The organism is Lichenifustis flavocetrariae (assembly GCF_026130545.1).
GTDB classification, from domain to species: domain Bacteria; phylum Pseudomonadota; class Alphaproteobacteria; order Rhizobiales; family Beijerinckiaceae; genus Lichenihabitans; species Lichenihabitans flavocetrariae.
In genome coordinates this window covers 130076-148322 of record NZ_JAMOIM010000011.1, presented here as the reverse complement: position 1 = coordinate 148322, position 18247 = coordinate 130076, and the positions used below count along the sequence as shown (strand labels likewise).

Below are 18247 nucleotides of genomic sequence, written 5' to 3'. Positions count from 1 at the left end.
ATTTCACGGGAGGAGCGCAGAGACGTGCGAACACAAATATCGGCACCGTCGCCTCGGTCTTGGCGGGCTCGGAACGGCGGAGCCGAATGCGGTCAACTCCCAAAAAGTCCGGAACCCCCGAGCGTCCTGACGACGCCCGAAGGTTCCGGCAAGTTAGGGAGGAAACACCCGAAGACGGGCATCCTCCCCGGCCGACCACCGGCCGGGGAGCTTGGACCACGCTGGCACACGGCCGCGTGGAATTCGACGCGACCGGCAAGGCGGCCGCGCTCATGGACCCACCGCCCGCGCCGCAGCGACGACAGCGCGCGCAAACCACGAAATCACGAGGGCGCACCACACCGCGCCACCCAGAAACACCAGCACGGGCGCGATCAGCATTGCGGCGGCGATCCACACCCTCACCACCAGGACCAGCGCCTCCTCGCCGCGTGCGGCGACCGTCTTCGGACCTGTCCCGCTGCGTCGCGTCATGCCGTGACCTCGTCGGTCGGGCTGCCGGGCTGTGAGCGGCGAGCGTGGGCGCGACGTTGCGCGCTGATCTCGGCCAGCACCTCGAAGGTGACGTCGTCGCGCCCGAGTCTGCGAGCCAGGGTCACGAGTCCATCCCAGTACTCGGACGGGATCGACTGCCGTGTCTTCATGGCACTCGCGGTGCCTTTGGGCACAGCGATGGCCTCGGCCACCGCGAGGTAGCCACCCAGGTCATCGATCACATCGGAAAAGGTCCGCATGCGCTTAAATCTGCAAAAAGCAGAATTAAAGTCAAGGCATCAACTCCCGGATTTGCAGATTTTAATTCTGCAAAATGCAGGAATGGAACGACACGAAAGAATTAAAGCGGCGCGGGCACGGCGTTTCGACACCGCTAAGGAAGCGGCCGAAAGCCTCGGCGTGCCCTACGGCACCTATTCCGGGCACGAATCGGGTTCGCGCGGCGTCAAGGATGTCGACCTGCAACTCTACGCTCGCCGCTTCGGCGTGCCGCTCGAATGGTTGTCGCTCGGGCTTGGGTCGATCGACGAATCGCAAGTGAATGTCGTGACCCTTGTGGGGCGCATTGGAGCGGGAGCCCAGATCGACGTCGGGGTGGAGCAGATTCCCGAAGGCGGGGAACAGATCGAAACGGTGATGCCCCTTCCGGCCGGCGCGATCGGTTTCGAGGTGGCTGGCGACAGTATGTGGCCGCGCTACGACCCGGGCGACGTCATCGTTTGTACCGCCCAGGGCAAACCGCTCGACGACCTCTATGAAGGCGAGGAAGCGGCAGTCCGCACCACGGAGGGCTTTCGCTACCTCAAACGCGTCCGCCGCAGCACGACGCGCGGCATCTTCGACCTCGAAAGCCACAATGCACCACCGATGCGCGATATTCGCCTCGATTGGGCGTCTGATGTTCTCGCAGTCATTCGCGCTGGGAAGTGGCGTAAGCTTTCGGACGGGGAACGCCGACGCGTGGCACGGCGGGCGATGGGCGTAAGCCACCCATGATGGTCCTGTCGCGATAGTTGATATCCCACCGATCTTCGGGCTGAACAAAAACAACCGTGACCAGACCGGCGAAGGCGGCCGGGGCAATGCCCGAGCCGTCGATTGCGTCACTCCGCGCCTCGGTCCGACGAGCGCGACGCACGCCGAGCGCATTCTCATGGCCTTGAACTCACCCACGGGATCTTTACCCCGGTTGGTGCATCGCAGATTCACGAGTTATGATATGCAAATTGCATATTAGCAGCTTGACCTGTTAATCTGCATATTGCAGATTTTAGCTCCTTTCTGCAGGAGCCCGTCATGTTCGTTCAGCTTCGCACCGGCCGTTCCGCCGGCGCCATCTCCTTCCCGTTCGAAGATCTGCCCATCACGCGCGAAAGCGGTGAACGACGCGCCTTCGGCGTCGCCACGATCGCTTTCGACGGCGCCGGCGGCTACTGGCCAACCGCGATCATCCTCGACAGTTCCACTTTCCGTGGCACCTCGAAAGCCTTGACCGACGGGTCGCCTCTTTGGCGCGAGATCATCCGACGGCTTGAACAGCATCACAGCGACGCGATCGCCGAGCGTATCAACACCGCACTCGGCGAGCACGGCCTGCACATGGCGCTCTTCGGGGAGCACCTGCCGCCTGTCGCCGTCCGTCGGTCGGTGCCGCCCTATGTCTCGCCCGCGGCCCGGAACGCGCAGCTCATGCTCGATCGCGCGGCTCTCTGCGCCGAATGCGCCACCATCGCCCTGGCCGGCGCCGCCCTGCTGCTCTGCATGATGATCGCCGAGCAGCAGCATGAGCAACATGGATGGTCCCCCGTCCTCGCTGCCTCTGTCATTGCGGGGGACGGGTATTGAGGATGGCGTCTTCGAAGCGGCTCTCGCTCGACCCCGGGCCAAAAACCATGGTGCCCATGATGCGGGGGCACAGCCGAGGCATGCGACCGCTCGAGGTTGGCGAGTCGCAAATCCCGTCGAGCGTTGCCACGGCATACAGCCTCACCAAAAAGCGGTGGGCCGATGGCGTGCACGTCCCTCCCGGTCGCCTTACAAGGCGTTTCAGAGCGGCAGCGTAGAAACATGACCGCCAGGACGGTCCTTCGGCCCCCGCCCGATCCCGACCTGCTCCGCTTCGTGATGAACCTTGCCATCGCGAACGCACGACGCGATCATTTGATTGCGACAGGACAGATCATAAAGGACCACGATGCCGCGCGCCGCGATTTACGCTCGGTTTTCCACCGACCTGCAGAACGAAAAATCGGTTGACGATCAGGTTGCGCTCTGCCGCGCCTATTGCGCCCGCGAAGGCCTGACCCCCGTCGTCAGGTTCCAGGACAAGGCCCGGTCCGGCGCCTCAATCTTCGGCCGCGACGGCCTCATCGACCTCATGGCGCAGGCCAAGACGAAGAGCTTCGACGTCGTCGTGGTGGAAGCACTCGACCGCTTGTCGCGCGACATGGAAGACCTCGCTGGCATCCACAAGCGATTGTCCTTCGCCGGTGTTGAGATACGCGCCGTTCACGATGGTAAGGCCGACACTGTCATGGTGGGCCTACGTGGACTCGTGGGCCAGCTTTTCAGGGAAGACGGCGCCAAGAAAGTCCGCCGCGGTATGATGGGCGTCGTGCGGTCCGGCCGGCACGCCGGCGGCCGAGCCTATGGCTATCGGCCGCGCCCAGGCGTCAAGGGAGAACTAGAAGTCATCGAGAGCGAGGCGGCTGTCGTGCGCCGTATCTTCGCCGACTACGCCAACGGACGGCCGCCACGAGAGATCGCCGGTAGTCTCAATCGCGAGGGCGTCGAGCCGCCCCGCGGCGACAAGTGGAACGCTTCAACGATCAACGGCAATGCTGCGCGTGGCAATGGCATCATCTTCAATGAGCTCTACGCCGGTCGCATTGTGTGGAACAAGGTGCGCATGGTCAAAGACCCGGAAACGGGTCGGCGCGTCTCGCGTGCCAACGATCGCAGCGAACGCACGACCATGGAGGCCGACCATCTTCGCATTGTCGATCAGGAGACATGGGAGCGTGCTCAGTCGTTGAAGGCGGCGAAGGCGCAGCTTGCGTCGACAAGCAAGCGACGGCCGCCACATCTTCTGTCCGGGCTTCTCCGGTGCGCGTCGTGTGGTTCCGGCATGTCGGTGCACGACCGCAGCGAGTCTGGCCGGGTCCGCATCCGATGTTCGACAGTCCGTGAGAGCGGCACATGCGACAACACCAGCCGCATACGCCTCGAGCGGATCGAACGAGCCGTTTTGGACGGCATGCGCGCAAAGCTCAACGATCCGGAACTGATCAAGGCCTACGTGAAGGCCTATAACGACGAGCGCCAGCGCCTCGCGGGCGACGCCATTCGCAATCGTGCCAAAACCGAAGCAAGGCTGGAAGAGGCGCAGCGTGAACTCGACCGAGCTATTCAAAACCTTATCAAAGGCCGGCTCAGCGATGACGAGGCCGATGCGATCTTGCCAAAACTCCGGGCCGAACGGGACACAAAGCGCGAAGAGCTTGCCGCTTGCGAATCGGTTCCGAAGGTGATCGCCCTACATCCAGCCGCGCTCGCGCAATATGCTGCGACCGTCGATGGCTTGCACCAAACACTGGCAGATCACGCTCACGCCGCCGATGACCGAGGAGACCTGGTGCGTGACTTCCGCCAGCTGGTGCACAGCGTCATTGTTGGACAGCCGAGCAAGAACGGCGAAATCCCAGTTAAAGTGAACGGCCGGCTAGCCGCGCTCATAGGCGGAGATCTCTTCCCGCAAAACGTGGGGGTTAACGTGGTAGCGGAGGAGGGACTCGAACCCCCGACACGCGGATTATGATTCCGCTGCTCTAGCCACCTGAGCTACTCCGCCAAAACCATTTAGGCTGGGTGGATATACGGGGCGTCGAAACGGTCTGTCAACATGCGGTCTGGCTCGTTTACGCCCCGGAGTCGCTGACGATCGTGCGTTCTTGAGGGTCGACGGCTCGACCTCGACTTGTAGGGCGCGGGCATCGGCCCTGGGCATCGCGAGCCCTCTCGGGTTTACTCGACTCCAAGTAAGAGCCAAACGGCAAGTTTACGCCTTCGCGGCGTCCGCTTTGCGGCGCGGGACCTGTCGCCGCACCTCGGCGCCGTGACGGTGCGTTCCCCTCTCGCGCGCTCACCCCTATAGTCGATGCTAGAAGACCGGCGTTTGATCCGGTCCCGAGCGTGACCCTGCGTCGAGGCGGAAAGAGATGCCGAGCTTCAAAGCCCCTGTTGCCGATGTTCTGTTTCTTTTGACCGACGTGCTTCACATCGACCGCTACGGTAACCTGCCGGGATTCGCGGAACTCACGCCGGATGTCATGGAGGCGGTGCTCAACGAAGCCGCCAAGCTTTGCGAGGAGGTCTTGCAACCGTTGAATCGGATCGGAGACCGAGACGGATGTGTCCGACATGCCGACGGCCAAGTGACGACGCCTCCCGGGTTCAGGAACGCCTACAAGGCTTATTGTGACGGCGGATGGCAGGGTCTTGCGGTCGATGCATCTTATGGGGGGCAAAGCCTGCCCCAGGTCATGGGTGTCGCCGTGAATGAGTTCTGCGTCGGCGCCAATATGGCCTTCACCATGTATCCGGGCCTGACCAAGAGTGCGATCTCAGCCCTGCTTGTTCACGGGTCGGACGAACAAAAGCGGCTCTATGCGCCCCGTATGGTGGCCGGCGAATGGTCCGGCACCATGAACCTCACGGAGTCGCATTGCGGGACGGATCTTGGGATGCTCAAGACCCGCGCCGCGCCGCAGGCCGACGGCTCCTATAAGATCACAGGTCAGAAAATCTTCATTTCGGCTGGCGAGCATGACCTCACATCCAACATCATTCACCTGGTGTTGGCTCGAATCGAGGGAGCGCCGGCCGGCACCAAGGGGATCTCGCTATTCCTCGTTCCCAAAGTCATGGTTCATCCGAATGGGTCGCTCGGGGCGCGCAATGCCGTCTCGTGCGGTGCGCTCGAGCACAAGATGGGCATCCATGGCAATGCCACCTGCGTGATGAACTACGATGGCGCCACGGGCTGGCTCGTGGGCGAGGCCCATCGCGGCCTCAATGCGATGTTCGTGATGATGAACGAGGCTCGGATCGGGGTCGCGATCCAGGGCCTCGGGCTGTCCGAGGTCGCCTACCAGAACGCCGCCGCCTATGCCAAGGACCGTCTGCAAGGGCGTGCCCTGACCGGGCGAAAGAACGAGAGCGGGCCGGCCGATCCGATCATCGTGCATCCGGACGTGCGGCGGATGCTGCTGGAGATCCGGGCCTTCAACGAGGGCGCGCGGGCATTGCTGCTCTGGACCACGCTGCAGGCCGATCTTGCCGGGAGCGCGGAAGATCAAAAGGTCAGGCAGCAGGCCGAGGATCTGCTTGGCCTGATGACGCCGGTTCTGAAGGGCGTGCTCACCGACACGGGATTCGACAATTGCGTCACAGCCCAGCAGGTGTTCGGCGGCCACGGCTATGTGGCCGAATGGGGCATGGAGCAATTCGTCCGCGATGCCCGCATCGCCATGATCTATGAGGGGGCCAACGGGATCCAGGCGCTCGACCTCGTCGGACGCAAGCTTCCGAAGGACGGGGGGCGGGCCTTTGCGGCCTTCACCAAGGAGGTCGCGACCTACATCAAGGAGAACGCCGGCGACGAGGCCCAAAAACCATTTCTGCAGCCCTTGAAGGAAGGGCTCGACCGGTTGCAGCAGGCGACGATGTGGTTCATGGCCAATGCCATGGGCAACCCGGACAATGCCGGGGCAGGGTCGACCGCTTATATGCACCTCTTCGGACTGGTGGGCATGGGCTACATGTGGGCGCGTATCGCAAAGGCCGCCATGGGCCGGGCAGGGGACCCGGCGATGGACACGAAATTGGCCGTCGGCCGGATCTTCATGGAGCGGCTGATGCCGGAATCGGCGGCGCATCTCGCACGCGTCACGGCCGGTGCACAAACAATGATGGCCTTGCCGGCGGAAGCGTTCTAAAGCTGCGCACCCCGGATCCCCGTTGGAGCGCGCATGAGCGAGCCTGCGACACCGCCACCGTCCCGTCTATCCGGCGGTTGCCAATGCGGCGCCGTGCGCTACTGCGCTGTGGGTGCTCCTGTCGAAGTGTCGGTCTGCCACTGCCGCATGTGCCAGAAGGCCGGTGGCGGCCCCTTTCTGGCATTCGCGAAGCTCCCGCTGGCGTCGGTAGAATGGACGCGCGGGGCGCCGGCGATCTTCAAAAGTTCAAACATTGCGACGCGCGGTTTCTGCGCCATGTGCGGAACGCCGCTCGCCTACCAGTGGCAGCCCGATGCGATCAGCCTGACCACGGGTTCCTTCGACGAGCCTGCCGCCATTCAGCCTTCGGTGCGCTACGGCATGGAGGGCTTGCTCCCTTGGTCCGAGTCTCTTGCCGGACTGCCGGCGGACACGACGGACAACTGGCTCGCTCCCGGTTCCAATCAGACCTTCGTCAACCATCAACATCCCGATCACGACACATAGTCGGCTGCGGCTCGTGGCACTCGACAAGGATCTTTCATGCCTGACGCCTTCATCTACGATCATGTGCGGACGCCGCGCGGCCGGGGCAAACCGGACGGCTCTCTGCACGAAGTCTCGACGCTCCGGCTCGCCACGACCGCGCTTGCTGCCCTGAAGGCGCGGAACGAACTCGACAAGACGATCATCGACGATGTCGTGCTCGGCTGTGTCGATCCCGTCGGCGAGGCCGGCGGTGACATTGCCCGTGCGGCGGCGCTGACGGCGGGCTACGGCGCACATGTGCCTGGCGTGCAGATCAACCGGTTCTGCGCCTCGGGACTCGATGCAGTCAATTTCGGGGCCGCCCAGGTCATGGCCGGCCAGCACGACTGCGTCGTGGGCGGCGGCGTGGAATCGATGAGTCGCGTCGGCATTGGTGCCTCCGGTGGGGCGTGGCCGGTCGACCCGAGCATCGCAATCCCGTCTTACTTCATGCCGCAGGGCGTCTCGGCCGATCTCATCGCCACAAAATACGGCTTCACGCGGGACGACGTCGATGGCTATGCGGTTGAAAGCCAGAAGCGTGCGGCGGCGGCTTGGGAAAATGGGCGCTTTAACGATGCCGTCGTGCCCGTGAAAGACGTCAACGGCCTGACCCTGCTGGCCCGCGACGAGCACCTGAGGCCTGGCACGGACATGCAGGCTCTTGGATCGCTCAAACCCTCCTTCGTGGTGATGGGAGAGCAGGGCGGCTTTGATGCCGTGGCGATCCAGGCGCATCCGGAGGTCGAGGCCGTCAACCACGTCCATCATGCCGGCAATTCGTCCGGCATCGTAGACGGGGCGGCTGCGGTTCTGGTCGGCAGCGCGGAGGCTGGCCGGCGCCTCGGCCGGCCCCCGCGCGCGCGCATCCGCGCCTTCGCCAATATCGGTTCCGATCCGGCCTTGATGCTGACCGGCCCCATCGACGTTACGCGCAAGGTGCTGGCCCGTGCCGGAATGACCATCGCGGACATCGACCTTTTCGAGGTGAACGAGGCCTTCGCGGCCGTGGTGTTGCGCTTTCAGCAGGCCTTTGGGGTCGCGAGCGAGAAGCTCAACCCCAACGGCGGCGCCATCGCGCTCGGCCATCCGCTTGGCGCGACCGGCGCGATGCTGCTCGGAACGGCATTGGACGAACTCGAGCGCACCGGCAAGGGCACGGCGCTGATCACTTTGTGCATCGGGGCCGGCATGGGCACGGCGACGATCATCGAACGCGTCTAGTAATTTCTTCTCCCTGATGAACCGGGAGAGGTGCGGCCGGGCCGGTTGGGGTTCCTCTCCAAGGCTCAGGTCGCTTTCATCCACGTGCCGTCACGTTTTCCGGCGATCGCGGACCCAGGGACGAAACATTGAGGCATCCATGGACCTGACCAACTTCCGCTTCGACATCGACACCGATGGCATTGCACTCCTGACATGGGATATGCCCAAGCGCTCGATGAACGTCATCACCGAGGATGTGATGTCGGAATTGCATCGCGTCATCGACAAGGTCGCGATCGACGCGCACGTGAAGGGCTGTGTGGTCACGTCGGGCAAGGAGAGTTTCTCGGGGGGCGCCGACCTCAACATGCTGCAGGCGCTCGGCCACGACTATGCCCGCATGGTCACGGAGGACGGCGAAGAAAAGGCCATGCAGGCTTTCTTCGACGGCTCGCGCAAGCTGTCGGTCCTGTTTCGCAAGCTCGAGACCAGCGGCAAGCCCTGGGCCGCAGCCATCAATGGCCTGTGCCTCGGCGGCGCGTTCGAACTGGCGCTGGCCTGCCACTACCGCGTGATGAGCGATGGCGAAAAGGTGCGCGTGGGGCTGCCAGAGGTGAAGGTCGGCATCTTCCCGGGCGCCGGCGGCACGCAGCGTGTGCCGCGTCTGATGCCGACCGGCGACGCCTTGCAGATGCTGTTCAAGGGCGAGCAGATCAAACCGGCTTTGGCCAAAAGCATGGGCCTCGTTCATGAGGTCGTGCCGCAGACCGACCTTGTCGAGCGCGCCAAGGCCTGGATCAGGAATGGCGGCAAGGGCATTGCACCTTGGGACGAGAAAGGCTTCAAGCCGCCGTCCGGCAAGGTCTTCTCACCCGTTGGCATGATGACATGGCCGCCCGCCAACGCGATTTACAGGCGCGAGACACAGGATAATTATCCCGGCGCCAAGGCCATCCTGCACGCTGTCTATGAAGGATTGCAGCTTCCGATCGACCTCGGCCTGAAGATCGAGAGCCAGCATTTCGCCAAGGTTCTGCGCTCGCGCGAAGCCGCCGCGATGATCCGTTCGCTCTTCATCTCCATGGGCGAGCTCAACAAAGGGGCGCGGCGGCCGAAGGATGTGCCGCCCACGATATTGAAGAAAATCGGCGTGCTCGGCGCGGGTTTCATGGGAGCCGGTATCGGTTATGTGATCGCCAATGCGGGTCTCGACGTCGTGCTGATCGACCAGACCCAGGAGGCGGCCGACAAGGGCAAAGCCCTGTCGCACAAGCTCATGACCGAGCAGGTTAGCAAAGGCCGGGCCAAGACGGCCGACCGCGACGCCCTCCTGGCCCGCATCACGGCGACGCCGGATTATGAGGCGCTCAAGGGCTGCGATCTGGTGATCGAGGCCGTGTTCGAGGACCGAACCGTCAAAGCGGAGGCTACTCGCAAAGTCCAGGCCGTGCTTGGCCCCGACGCGATCTTCGCCTCGAACACGTCGACGCTGCCGATCACCTCCCTGGCCGAAGCCTGGGACAAGCCGGAAAATTTCGTAGGCGTGCATTTCTTCTCGCCCGTGCAGAAGATGCCGCTCGTCGAGATTATCAAGGGCGCCAAGACCGGAGATCGCGCGGTTGCGGTCGCGATGGACCTCGTCCGGGTGCTGAAGAAGACGCCAATTCTCGTCAACGACGCACGGGGCTTCTATGCCAATCGCTGCGTTTTCGCCTACCTGCTCGAAGGCCACAAGATGCTGCTTGAGGGGGTGCCGCCAGCCATGATCGAGAACGCCGGCAAGCAGGCCGGCATGCCGGTCGGGCCTTTGTCCCTGACCGACGAAGTGGCCATCGATCTCTGCCGCAAGATTCTGCATGCCACCAGGGCGGATCTGGGTGAGGGGGCCGTCGATCCAGGCCAAATGGATCTGCTCGACACGATGGTGACGACTCAGAACCGTCTCGGCCGCAAGAATGGCAAAGGGTTTTATGACTACCCCGAAACGGGCCAGAAGAGGTTGTGGCCTGGGCTTGCCGATCTGCAGCCAAATAAACTCGATGCCGATGCGATCGATGTCGGCGACCTGAAAAAGCGCTTTCTGGTCAGCCAGTCCATTGCGGCCGCGCAGGCTATGGCCGAGGAGATTGTCACGGACCCGCGCGAGGCAGATGTCGGGTCGATCGTAGGCTTCGGCTTTGCACCCTTCACGGGGGGAACGCTGTCCTACATCGACGGCATGGGCGTCGGCCAGTTCGCGCTTCTCTGCGATGACCTTTCCAAAAAATTTGGGTCACGCTTCGATCCGCCGGGGATCGTGCTCGACCTGGCGCGTGAGCACGAGACATTTTATGGACGGTTCGGGGCAAAGCCGCTGTTGGCTCGCCTTGACTCTTAACAACGATGCCGGCTCGTGCGTGCCGGCATTGTCATGGTACGCGGGAAGGCGTGTCCCCGGACTGAAAATGTCACCGATCGGACGCGTCCGTGCTCTAAGAGCTTCGGACCCATTCTCCAGCACGTCCCTCAAGACCAAGAAGCTGCTTCAATCAAGAACATGATCGTAACCTCCCCACCGTCGCCCGTCATCTCGATCCAGAACCTCACCAAGACCTATTCATCCGGCTTCCAGGCGCTGAAATCCATCACGCTCGACATCCGGCGCGGCGAGATTTTCGCGCTGCTCGGGCCGAACGGGGCCGGCAAGACGACGCTCATCAGCATCGTCTGCGGGATCGTCACACCCAGCACCGGAACGGTCTCGGTCGACGGCCATGACATCGCTCGCGACTATCGTGCCGCGCGGGCACGGATCGGGCTGGTGCCGCAGGAGCTGACGACCGACGCTTTCGAGACGGTGTGGGACACGGTGAGCTTCAGCCGCGGGCTGTTCGGCAAGGCCAAAAACCCCAAAGTCATCGAGCGCGTCCTGCGCGACCTGCACCTGTGGGACAAGAAGGACAACAAGATCATGACCCTTTCCGGGGGCATGAAACGCCGCGTCCTGATCGCCAAAGCCTTGTCGCACGAACCCGAGATTTTGTTCCTCGACGAACCGACAGCCGGCGTCGATGTCGAACTCCGGCGGGACATGTGGCGCGTGGTGCGCGGCCTCTGCGACAATGGGGTCACGATCATCCTCACGACGCATTATATCGAGGAGGCCGAGGAGATGGCCGACCGGGTCGGGGTCATCACCAAGGGGGAGTTGCTGCTGGTCGAAGACAAGGCCGTGCTGATGCAGAAGCTCGGCAAGAAGCAACTGGCACTCAAGCTCTCGACGCCGATCGACCGGATCCCGACCGCCCTCGCGGAATATCCGCTCGCTCTTTCGTCGGATGGCGCCATCCTCACATACACCTATGACAAACAGACCGAACGGACCGGTATCGACACGATGCTGAACGATCTCGGCCGCACCGGCCTGCGCTTCACCGACCTCGAATCTCAGCAGAGTTCGCTCGAAGACATCTTTGTCGGACTTCTGGAAACGCCCCGATGAACTGGCACGCGGTTCAAGCCATCTACATGTTCGAGATGGCGCGCACACGCCGCACGCTGCTGCAGAGCATCGTGTCGCCTGTCATCTCCACATCGCTCTATTTTGTCGTGTTCGGGGCCGCCATCGGCTCCCGCATTCAGCAGGTCGACAGTGTCAGCTACGGCGCCTTCATCGTGCCAGGGCTGATCATGCTGTCCCTCCTGACCCAGAGCATCGCCAACGCGTCGTTCGGCATCTACTTTCCCCGCTTCACCGGGACGATCTACGAGATCCTGTCGGCCCCGCTTTCATCCTTCGAGATCGTTCTGAGCTACGTCGGCGCAGCGGCCACGAAGTCGACCATCCTCGGATTGATCATCCTGCTCACGGCGGGCCTCTTCGTGCCACTGCACATCGATCATCCGTTCTGGATGCTGGTTTTCCTGCTTCTGACGGCCGTCACGTTCAGCCTGTTCGGCTTCATCGTCGGTTTGTGGGCTGACGGGTTCGAAAAGTTGCAGCTGGTGCCGCTGCTCATCATCACGCCTCTGACCTTCCTCGGCGGCAGCTTCTATTCCATTCACATGCTGCCACCTTTCTGGCAGGCCGTGACGCTGTTCAACCCTGTCGTCTATCTGATCAGCGCCTTTCGCTGGAGCTTCTTCGGCCAAGCCGACGTGCATATCGGGATCAGCGTCGTGGCGATCCTGTCGGTGCTTGGGCTCTGTCTCGCGGTCATTTGGTGGATGTTCAAGACGGGATACCGTCTGAAGTCCTGAACCCCGGCTCGGGCTCTACGGGTGGCGCCACAATTTTCGTAGTGGCGGCGTCACTCGGCGGCTCCGTCGAAAAGGCCTGGTGGCTGTACCCGCTGATCGTTCGCCGGAACCGGCGGCACTGCATAGTCCACGGCGTCGATGCGGTCGCCGCGTGTGACGATCCGGTCGGCGAGGCTCGAAATGTCCGAGACGTCCTTTCGCGCCAAGCGGAAATGGTCGTCGAGCTTTCCCACCCGCTCGCCGAGACGCCGCACATCGTCGGTCAAGCCCCGGACCTCCGCCTGAATGAGGTGAGCCTGCTCCCGCATCCGCGCGTCGCGCGCCACGGACCGCATCAGTTGGATGGCCAGGGTCAATAGCGTCGGCGAGACCACCATGACCCGCGCTCGGCTGGCCTTCTGCAGCACGTCAGGAAAATGCTCGGATAGATCGGCGAAAACCGACTCAGAGGGGACGAACATCAGGGCCGTGTCCTGCGTCTCGCCTGGGATGAGGTAGCGCTCCGCGATATCGCGGATATGCTTGCCCATGTCGGTCCGCACCCGCGCGCCGGCCTGGGCGCGCTCGTGCTCCTGCTCGGCAGCCTTGAGAGCCTGGAACGCCTCGAGCGGGAACTTGGCATCGATCACGAGGGCGGCGCGGTCGCCCGGCAGCTTGACAGTGCAGTCTGGCCGCGTGCGGTTCGACAAGGTGGGCTGGAACGCGTAAGCGTCGGCCGGCAGTCCGTCGCGCACGATCGCTTCCATCCGGCCCTGACCATAGGCGCCCCGCGCCTGCTTGTTGGCGAGGATGTCCTTCAGCCCCACGACCTCTTCGGTGAGGCCGGTCAGACGCGCCTGTGCGGCATCGATGACCGCAAGCCTCTCGTGCAAGCGCGCTAGACCCTCGCCGGTACGATGCGCGGAACGATCGAGCGTCTGTCCCATCCGGGCGTTGACGCTATCGAGCCGTTCCGTCACCAGCCGGGCGAGATCGCTCTGGCGGGCCGACAAGGCTTCGCCCATGGTTCTCACGCGGCCGGTCAGCTCCGCATTGGCTTGGTGCAGCGATGCCACGAGGTCTTCAAGATTGTAGAGAGCGGCTTCGCGTCGCCGTCGCAGCCCGGCCCAGGTGACGACGAGGACGACAACGGCAGCGCTTACGCCAACGGCCATAAGGCCAGGAGAGACGCCGAAAGGAAGATAAGGCAGCGGGTTGTTCGTCATAAGACGTCAAGATACCCGATCCGAAACAGAAAGTGAACAAAGATGGAACCTGGATCATCTACTCGGCGGTTCCGTCGACTGCGAGCCGCCGAGGCTTGTGTTTGCCGCACTGCCCACCACTTGACCTCCGAAGCGATCTGACCGACTCAACCCTCCTCACGTCGCTAGTGCCGCATGGCCGGCTGCCAATCGCTTCGAAAGCCCCTTTTTGCACGCAACTCGGACCCTCTGACATGCGAACCATCATCGAGCACAGGGGACGGCTGCGTGAAACGCCAGAGCGCATGCAGCGTTACGCCCGCATGGCTCTCGTCATCGGCCTGATGGCTCTGGGACTGTGGATCCTGCAAGGATTTCTCGGCGCTCTCGTTTGGGCCGCCATCCTGGTCGTGGCGCTCGGGCCGATCTACGAGCGCGCCTGCAGGGCGTGGCCGGGCGGGCGAAGGGCGGCTTGGCCAACCGTCTTCACCACGATGGCCGGCCTCGTCATCATCGTGCCGCTGGTGGTCATTGCCGTACAGGTTGGCCGCGAGACTCACGATTTCATGGAATTCGTGCACGGGGTCGAACGCTCCGGGATCCCGGTGCCGGCCTGGGTTGAACATTTGCCGCTGGTCGGAAAGCCCATGGCCGGCTGGTGGAGCAATAATCTGGCGTCGTCGTTCGACACCAATGATTTTCTGAAGCACCTCAACCGCAATTCCGTGTTTTCCGTCACGCGCGAATATGGCGTGAAACTCGTTCATCGCGTCGTGACTTTCGTGTTCACGTTGATGACGTTGTTCTTTCTGTTCCGGAACGGTCCCGAATTGGCATCCGAGATGCTGCATGCGAGCCATCGTCTGTTCGGGCCGCGGGGTGAGCATATCGCCCGCCAGATGGTGGCCTCGATCCACGGCACGGTGGATGGCTTGGTCCTGGTCGGGATCGGCGAAGGCTTCGCGCTTGGGGTTGCGTATTATTTCACGGGGGTGCCGCATCCGGTCCTGCTCGGCGCGGTAACGGCAGTGGCGGCTATGATTCCCTTCGGGGCTGCCGTGGCGTTCTGCGGGGCCGGGATTTTTCTTGTAGCTCAAGGGGCTCCAGGATTAGGCATTATCGTGGTGGCAATCGGAATGGCGGTCGTTGGCATCGCCGACCACCTAATCCGTCCTGCGGTAATTGGCGGTGCGACCAAATTGCCGTTCCTCTGGGTGCTTCTCGGCATCCTTGGTGGAGTGGAGACATTCGGGCTCCTGGGCCTTTTCCTCGGTCCGGCCGTCATGTCCGCGTTGATCCTGCTGTGGCGGGAGCTTGTCCGGCACGAGCCCGCGGAGGACGACGCAATGGCCTCACCCCGCATGGTTCGCTCGTCCTGAGTCTAGCGGCACCGCGGGCCTCCTTCAGGGGCGTAGCGCCGCGCCTGTTTGCGCGTCAAAAAGGTGCATGTCGTTCGTGTTGATCGCCCAATGGACGAGATCTCCCGGAGTGATCCGGTGGCGGCCTTGGAGCGCGACCTTGACGGGTCGACGCGCGGCGACGAATTCGTCGTCATCGCCGCCAGATCCGGTGCCGAGCGGAACGACATTTTCAAAATCGACCGACACGAGAAGCGTCGCTCCGAGATCCTCGACGAACCGGACGATACCGGGCAGGGCGCTTCCGTCCGACAATGAGGCCGGACGGACGGCTTCGGGCCGGATGCCGATCACAACTTGCCGGTCTCCATGGTCCCCGAAGGCTGTGGATCGGGCAAAGTGGTCCTCGCTGACTGGGAGGACGTGCGGCCCTAGGTGCAGAACCTGAGAGCTTCCCGTCGCCGGAAGGACTGCGCTCAGGAAGTTCATGGCCGGTGAGCCGATGAAGCCTGCCACAAAGCGATTGGCCGGCGAGTCATAGAGACTTCGGGGCGGCCCGACCTGTTGAAGAACGCCACGATCCAAGATCGCCACGCGCGACCCCATCGTCATGGCCTCGACCTGGTCATGGGTGACGTAGACAGTGGTCGTCCCCGTTCGGCGTTGCAGCGCGACGATCTCCTCGCGCATCTGCCCCCGCAAACGAGCGTCGAGATTGGACAGGGGCTCGTCCATGAGGAACGCCTGCGGGGACCGCACCAGCGCCCGTGCCATGGCGACACGCTGGCGCTGTCCGCCGGACAGCTGGGCGGGTTTGCGGCCAAGGTAGTCGGTCAACTCCAAAGTTGCCGCGACTGCACGTACCTTTTGGTCGATTTCGGCCGAACCCGCGTTACGCACGCGAAGGCCGAAGCCGATGTTCTGGGCCACCGTCAGATGGGGGTAGAGCGCATAGGATTGAAACACCATGGCGATGTTCCGGTCGCGCGGCGCCATGTCGTTGGCGAGATCGCCTCCGATGAAGAGTCGCCCCGAAGTCGGGCGATCGAGCCCGGCCGCAATGCGAAGCGCCGTGGACTTGCCGCATCCCGACGGTCCGACAAGGATCAGGAATTCGCCTTCGCGGACATCGAGCGACAAACGGTCCAAGGCGATGTGCCCGTTGTCATATCTCTTGGTGACGTCATCGAATGTAATGGTCGCCAAGAGGTCCCTCGTCCGCTGCAATCGTTCATCGCGTTGCAGCATACGGAACAGCGTCGCACAAGACGTGGACCGCGTTCCCGTATTGTGGCTGTCGGTTAGGGCTCCTGAGACAGGCGAGAGAGCGCTTGCACCAGTTCATCCGCCAGCCAGCCGGCTGCAGGACCCAGCAGCCGGTCACCGCGTCGGATCAGTCCTAAAGGATAGTCATAAGACCGGCCCTCGCGAAGCGCGAGTTGGACCAGACGGCCGGATGCCAGATCCTCGGCCACCATCAGAGCCGGCATGTTGCCCCAGCCGAGGCCGGCGCGCAGGAGTGCGTGCTTGGCTCCGAGATCACCTACCCGCCATGTGCGGAGCGACAGGACCGCGATATCCTGCCCCTTTGTCAGCGCGGAGCGGTCGCTGAGGACGATCTGCGTCGCATCACGGACGGCCTCACGTCCGACGGGCTCTTGCGACCGGCTCAAGGCATGGTTGGGCGCGGCCACAGGGACGAGCCTCACGCTGCCGATCGGCTGCAACCTGATCGTGTCCGGCATGGCCGTGAGCTCAGTGCCGATGCCGAAGTCGCAGTTCTCCCCCATGACGAGTTCGGCGATGCCACCCAGAGCTTCCATGCACAAGCGCAGGCCCACGGTGGGAAATCTCGATGCGAACGCTTCGAGGACATGAACCACCGTCCCGACTGGCACCATCACGTCGATGCCCACCCGCAATTCGGCTTCGATCCCCTGCTGGAAAGCGGAGGCCCGCGCGCGCAGCGCGTCCAGGGACGCGGTCGCCCGCCTCGCGTCGGCGAGAAGCGCCCGCCCGCCCTCCGTGAGCTGCGGAATACGGCCGGAGCGATCGAAAACCGCGAGGCCGAGTTGCTCCTCCAGCTGCGCGACCGCATAGCTGATCACAGATTGGGCGCGGTTCAGCCGGCGCGCCGCCGCCGAAAAGCTGCCCGTATCCGCAACCGTGATCAGCACCTGGAGCTGCTCGAAACTAGGAAATCCGACGTCAGGCATTCAACTATCTTGATAGATCGACCCAAGTTTATCCCGGTCCCGCCGGACGACATGGAGCTTATATGTGCCTCAGCTCCTTCGCGTGAGGCGACGATGACAAGCGGTATTCACCACGTTACAGCAATCTCGGGACCGGCTCGGCGCAATCTCGATTTCCACACCCGGGTGCTCGGCCAGCGCTTTGTGAAGCGGACCGTCAACTTCGACGATCCCGGCACTTACCACCTCTACTATGGCAACCAGGATGGCGCACCAGGCAGCATCCTCACGTTCTTTCCCTGGGACCATGCCGCGGCGGGAAGAATCGGTGCGGGCGAGACGCTGGAAACGGCCTTTCGTGTTCCCGCGGGCGCCTTGCCGTTCTGGACAGAACGATTGAGGGCCGCTGGGGTCGCGGTCGAGCCGCCTATCCACCGTTTCGGTCGGCCCGTTCTCAGCTTCCAGGATCCAGATGGGATGCGGCTGGCGCTTGTGGGTGTCGACGATCTTGCCGGTGAGTCTTCCTGGGCGGCGGAGGGGATCGCGCCTGAACACGCCGTGCGGGGATTTTACGGCGTCACGCTGCTGGTCGGCGAGGCTGAGGCTACGGGTGAGGTGCTGACCGACGTCATGGGCTTCCAGAAAGCCGGCAAGGAGGGGGATACGCTTCGCTACACAACCGCTGCCGGTATGGGCGGCGTGGTCGATCTCCGAATTGCATCCGGTCTGCCGCGCGGACGGCAAGGCGCCGGCTCGGTCCATCACGTGGCGTTCCGGGCCGCCGACGACGCGGCGCAGGCCGCCATGGCGCGGAAGCTTGTGGAGGAGCACGGCTTGTCCGTGACCGAGCAGAAAGATCGCAACTACTTCCGCTCGATCTACCTCCGTGAGCCGAGCGGCGTGATCTTCGAGATCGCGACGGACGAGCCGGGTTTCGCGGTCGACGAACCGCAGGCCTCGCTTGGCGCGGCGTTGAAGCTGCCGTCCTTTCTCGAAAAGCACCGGGCCGAGATCGAAGCGGCCCTTCCGGCCCTGGCCTGATGGGA

The 18247-nt window shown here is 63.3% G+C and carries 16 protein-coding genes and 1 tRNA gene; 11 read left to right on the top strand and 6 right to left on the bottom strand.

The genetic code is table 11. The annotated features are described in order from the left end of the window. Positions 1-270: 270 nt before the first annotated feature. Positions 271-474 (bottom strand): hypothetical protein, encoded by a 204-nt coding sequence (locus tag M8523_RS17435; RefSeq protein ID WP_282586162.1) that lies wholly within the window; start codon positions 472-474, stop codon positions 271-273. Beyond that, on the bottom strand, positions 471-734 hold the full coding sequence (locus M8523_RS17430) for a carph-isopro domain-containing protein (RefSeq protein WP_282586161.1): 264 nt from the start codon (positions 732-734) through the stop codon (positions 471-473). Before M8523_RS17430 ends, M8523_RS17435 begins: the two co-directional genes overlap by 4 nt. Between M8523_RS17430 and M8523_RS17425 the strand changes: the two genes are divergently transcribed. The 3 genes from M8523_RS17425 (at position 733) to M8523_RS17415 (ending at position 4312) form a co-directional block, all read left to right on the top strand. Then, positions 733-1491, top strand: a complete 759-nt coding sequence (locus M8523_RS17425) for a LexA family transcriptional regulator (protein ID WP_282586160.1) — start codon at positions 733-735, stop codon at positions 1489-1491. The two genes, M8523_RS17430 and M8523_RS17425, sit on opposite strands and share 2 nt — an antisense overlap. Positions 1492-1791: 300 nt before the next feature. Beyond that, a complete protein-coding gene (locus M8523_RS17420; protein WP_282586159.1) occupies positions 1792-2340 on the top strand; it encodes a hypothetical protein in 549 nt (182 codons plus the stop codon). 349 nt (positions 2341-2689) lie between these two features. Next, positions 2690-4312 carry a recombinase family protein gene (locus tag M8523_RS17415; RefSeq protein ID WP_282586226.1) on the top strand — a complete coding sequence of 541 codons (1623 nt, stop codon included), beginning with the start codon at positions 2690-2692 and terminating at the stop codon, positions 4310-4312. Here the strand turns inward: M8523_RS17415 and M8523_RS17410 are convergent. Beyond that, a tRNA-Met gene (locus M8523_RS17410) sits at positions 4269-4345 on the bottom strand. The two genes, M8523_RS17415 and M8523_RS17410, sit on opposite strands and share 44 nt — an antisense overlap. Before the next feature lie 367 nt (positions 4346-4712). Between M8523_RS17410 and M8523_RS17405 the strand changes: the two genes are divergently transcribed. From M8523_RS17405 to M8523_RS17380, 6 genes are all read left to right on the top strand, one after another. Then, the gene (locus tag M8523_RS17405) at positions 4713-6491 is read left to right on the top strand and encodes an acyl-CoA dehydrogenase C-terminal domain-containing protein (RefSeq protein WP_282586158.1); all 1779 of its coding nucleotides are present in this window, start codon (positions 4713-4715) and stop codon (positions 6489-6491) included. A 33-nt stretch (positions 6492-6524) separates the two neighbouring features. Then, positions 6525-6998, top strand: coding sequence for a GFA family protein (locus M8523_RS17400; protein WP_282586157.1), 474 nt, complete (start codon positions 6525-6527; stop codon positions 6996-6998). A 36-nt stretch (positions 6999-7034) separates the two neighbouring features. Continuing rightward, positions 7035-8243, top strand: coding sequence for an acetyl-CoA C-acetyltransferase (locus tag M8523_RS17395; RefSeq protein WP_282586156.1), 1209 nt, complete (start codon positions 7035-7037; stop codon positions 8241-8243). Positions 8244-8382: 139 nt separating this feature from the next. Continuing rightward, on the top strand, positions 8383-10602 hold the full coding sequence (locus tag M8523_RS17390; protein ID WP_282586155.1) for a 3-hydroxyacyl-CoA dehydrogenase NAD-binding domain-containing protein: 2220 nt from the start codon (positions 8383-8385) through the stop codon (positions 10600-10602). A gap of 159 nt (positions 10603-10761) precedes the next feature. Then, positions 10762-11706 (top strand): ABC transporter ATP-binding protein, encoded by a 945-nt coding sequence (locus M8523_RS17385; RefSeq protein ID WP_282586154.1) that lies wholly within the window; start codon positions 10762-10764, stop codon positions 11704-11706. Continuing rightward, positions 11703-12464, top strand: a complete 762-nt coding sequence (locus M8523_RS17380; protein ID WP_282586153.1) for an ABC transporter permease — start codon at positions 11703-11705, stop codon at positions 12462-12464. The genes M8523_RS17385 and M8523_RS17380 overlap by 4 nt, the downstream gene beginning before the upstream one ends. A gap of 50 nt (positions 12465-12514) precedes the next feature. Here the strand turns inward: M8523_RS17380 and M8523_RS17375 are convergent, their stop codons facing one another. Then, positions 12515-13669: a DNA recombination protein RmuC gene (locus M8523_RS17375; RefSeq protein WP_282586152.1), complete on the bottom strand. Its 1155-nt coding sequence runs from the start codon at positions 13667-13669 to the stop codon at positions 12515-12517. Between the two features lie 233 nt (positions 13670-13902). Here M8523_RS17375 and M8523_RS17370 point away from each other — a divergent pair, with 233 nt between their 5' ends. Next, on the top strand, positions 13903-15027 hold the full coding sequence (locus M8523_RS17370; protein WP_282586151.1) for an AI-2E family transporter: 1125 nt from the start codon (positions 13903-13905) through the stop codon (positions 15025-15027). A gap of 24 nt (positions 15028-15051) precedes the next feature. On the opposite strand, the gene M8523_RS17365 is transcribed toward M8523_RS17370, so the two are convergent. Together M8523_RS17365 and M8523_RS17360 are read right to left on the bottom strand one after the other, a co-directional pair. After that, positions 15052-16212 (bottom strand): ABC transporter ATP-binding protein, encoded by a 1161-nt coding sequence (locus tag M8523_RS17365; protein WP_282586150.1) that lies wholly within the window; start codon positions 16210-16212, stop codon positions 15052-15054. 95 nt (positions 16213-16307) lie between these two features. Then, complete coding sequence (locus M8523_RS17360; protein WP_282586149.1) at positions 16308-17222, bottom strand: LysR family transcriptional regulator; 915 nt, start codon at positions 17220-17222, stop codon at positions 16308-16310. A 93-nt stretch (positions 17223-17315) separates the two neighbouring features. Between M8523_RS17360 and M8523_RS17355 the strand changes: the two genes are divergently transcribed. Continuing rightward, on the top strand, positions 17316-18242 hold the full coding sequence (locus M8523_RS17355; protein ID WP_282586148.1) for a ring-cleaving dioxygenase: 927 nt from the start codon (positions 17316-17318) through the stop codon (positions 18240-18242). Positions 18243-18247: the final 5 nt, after the last annotated feature.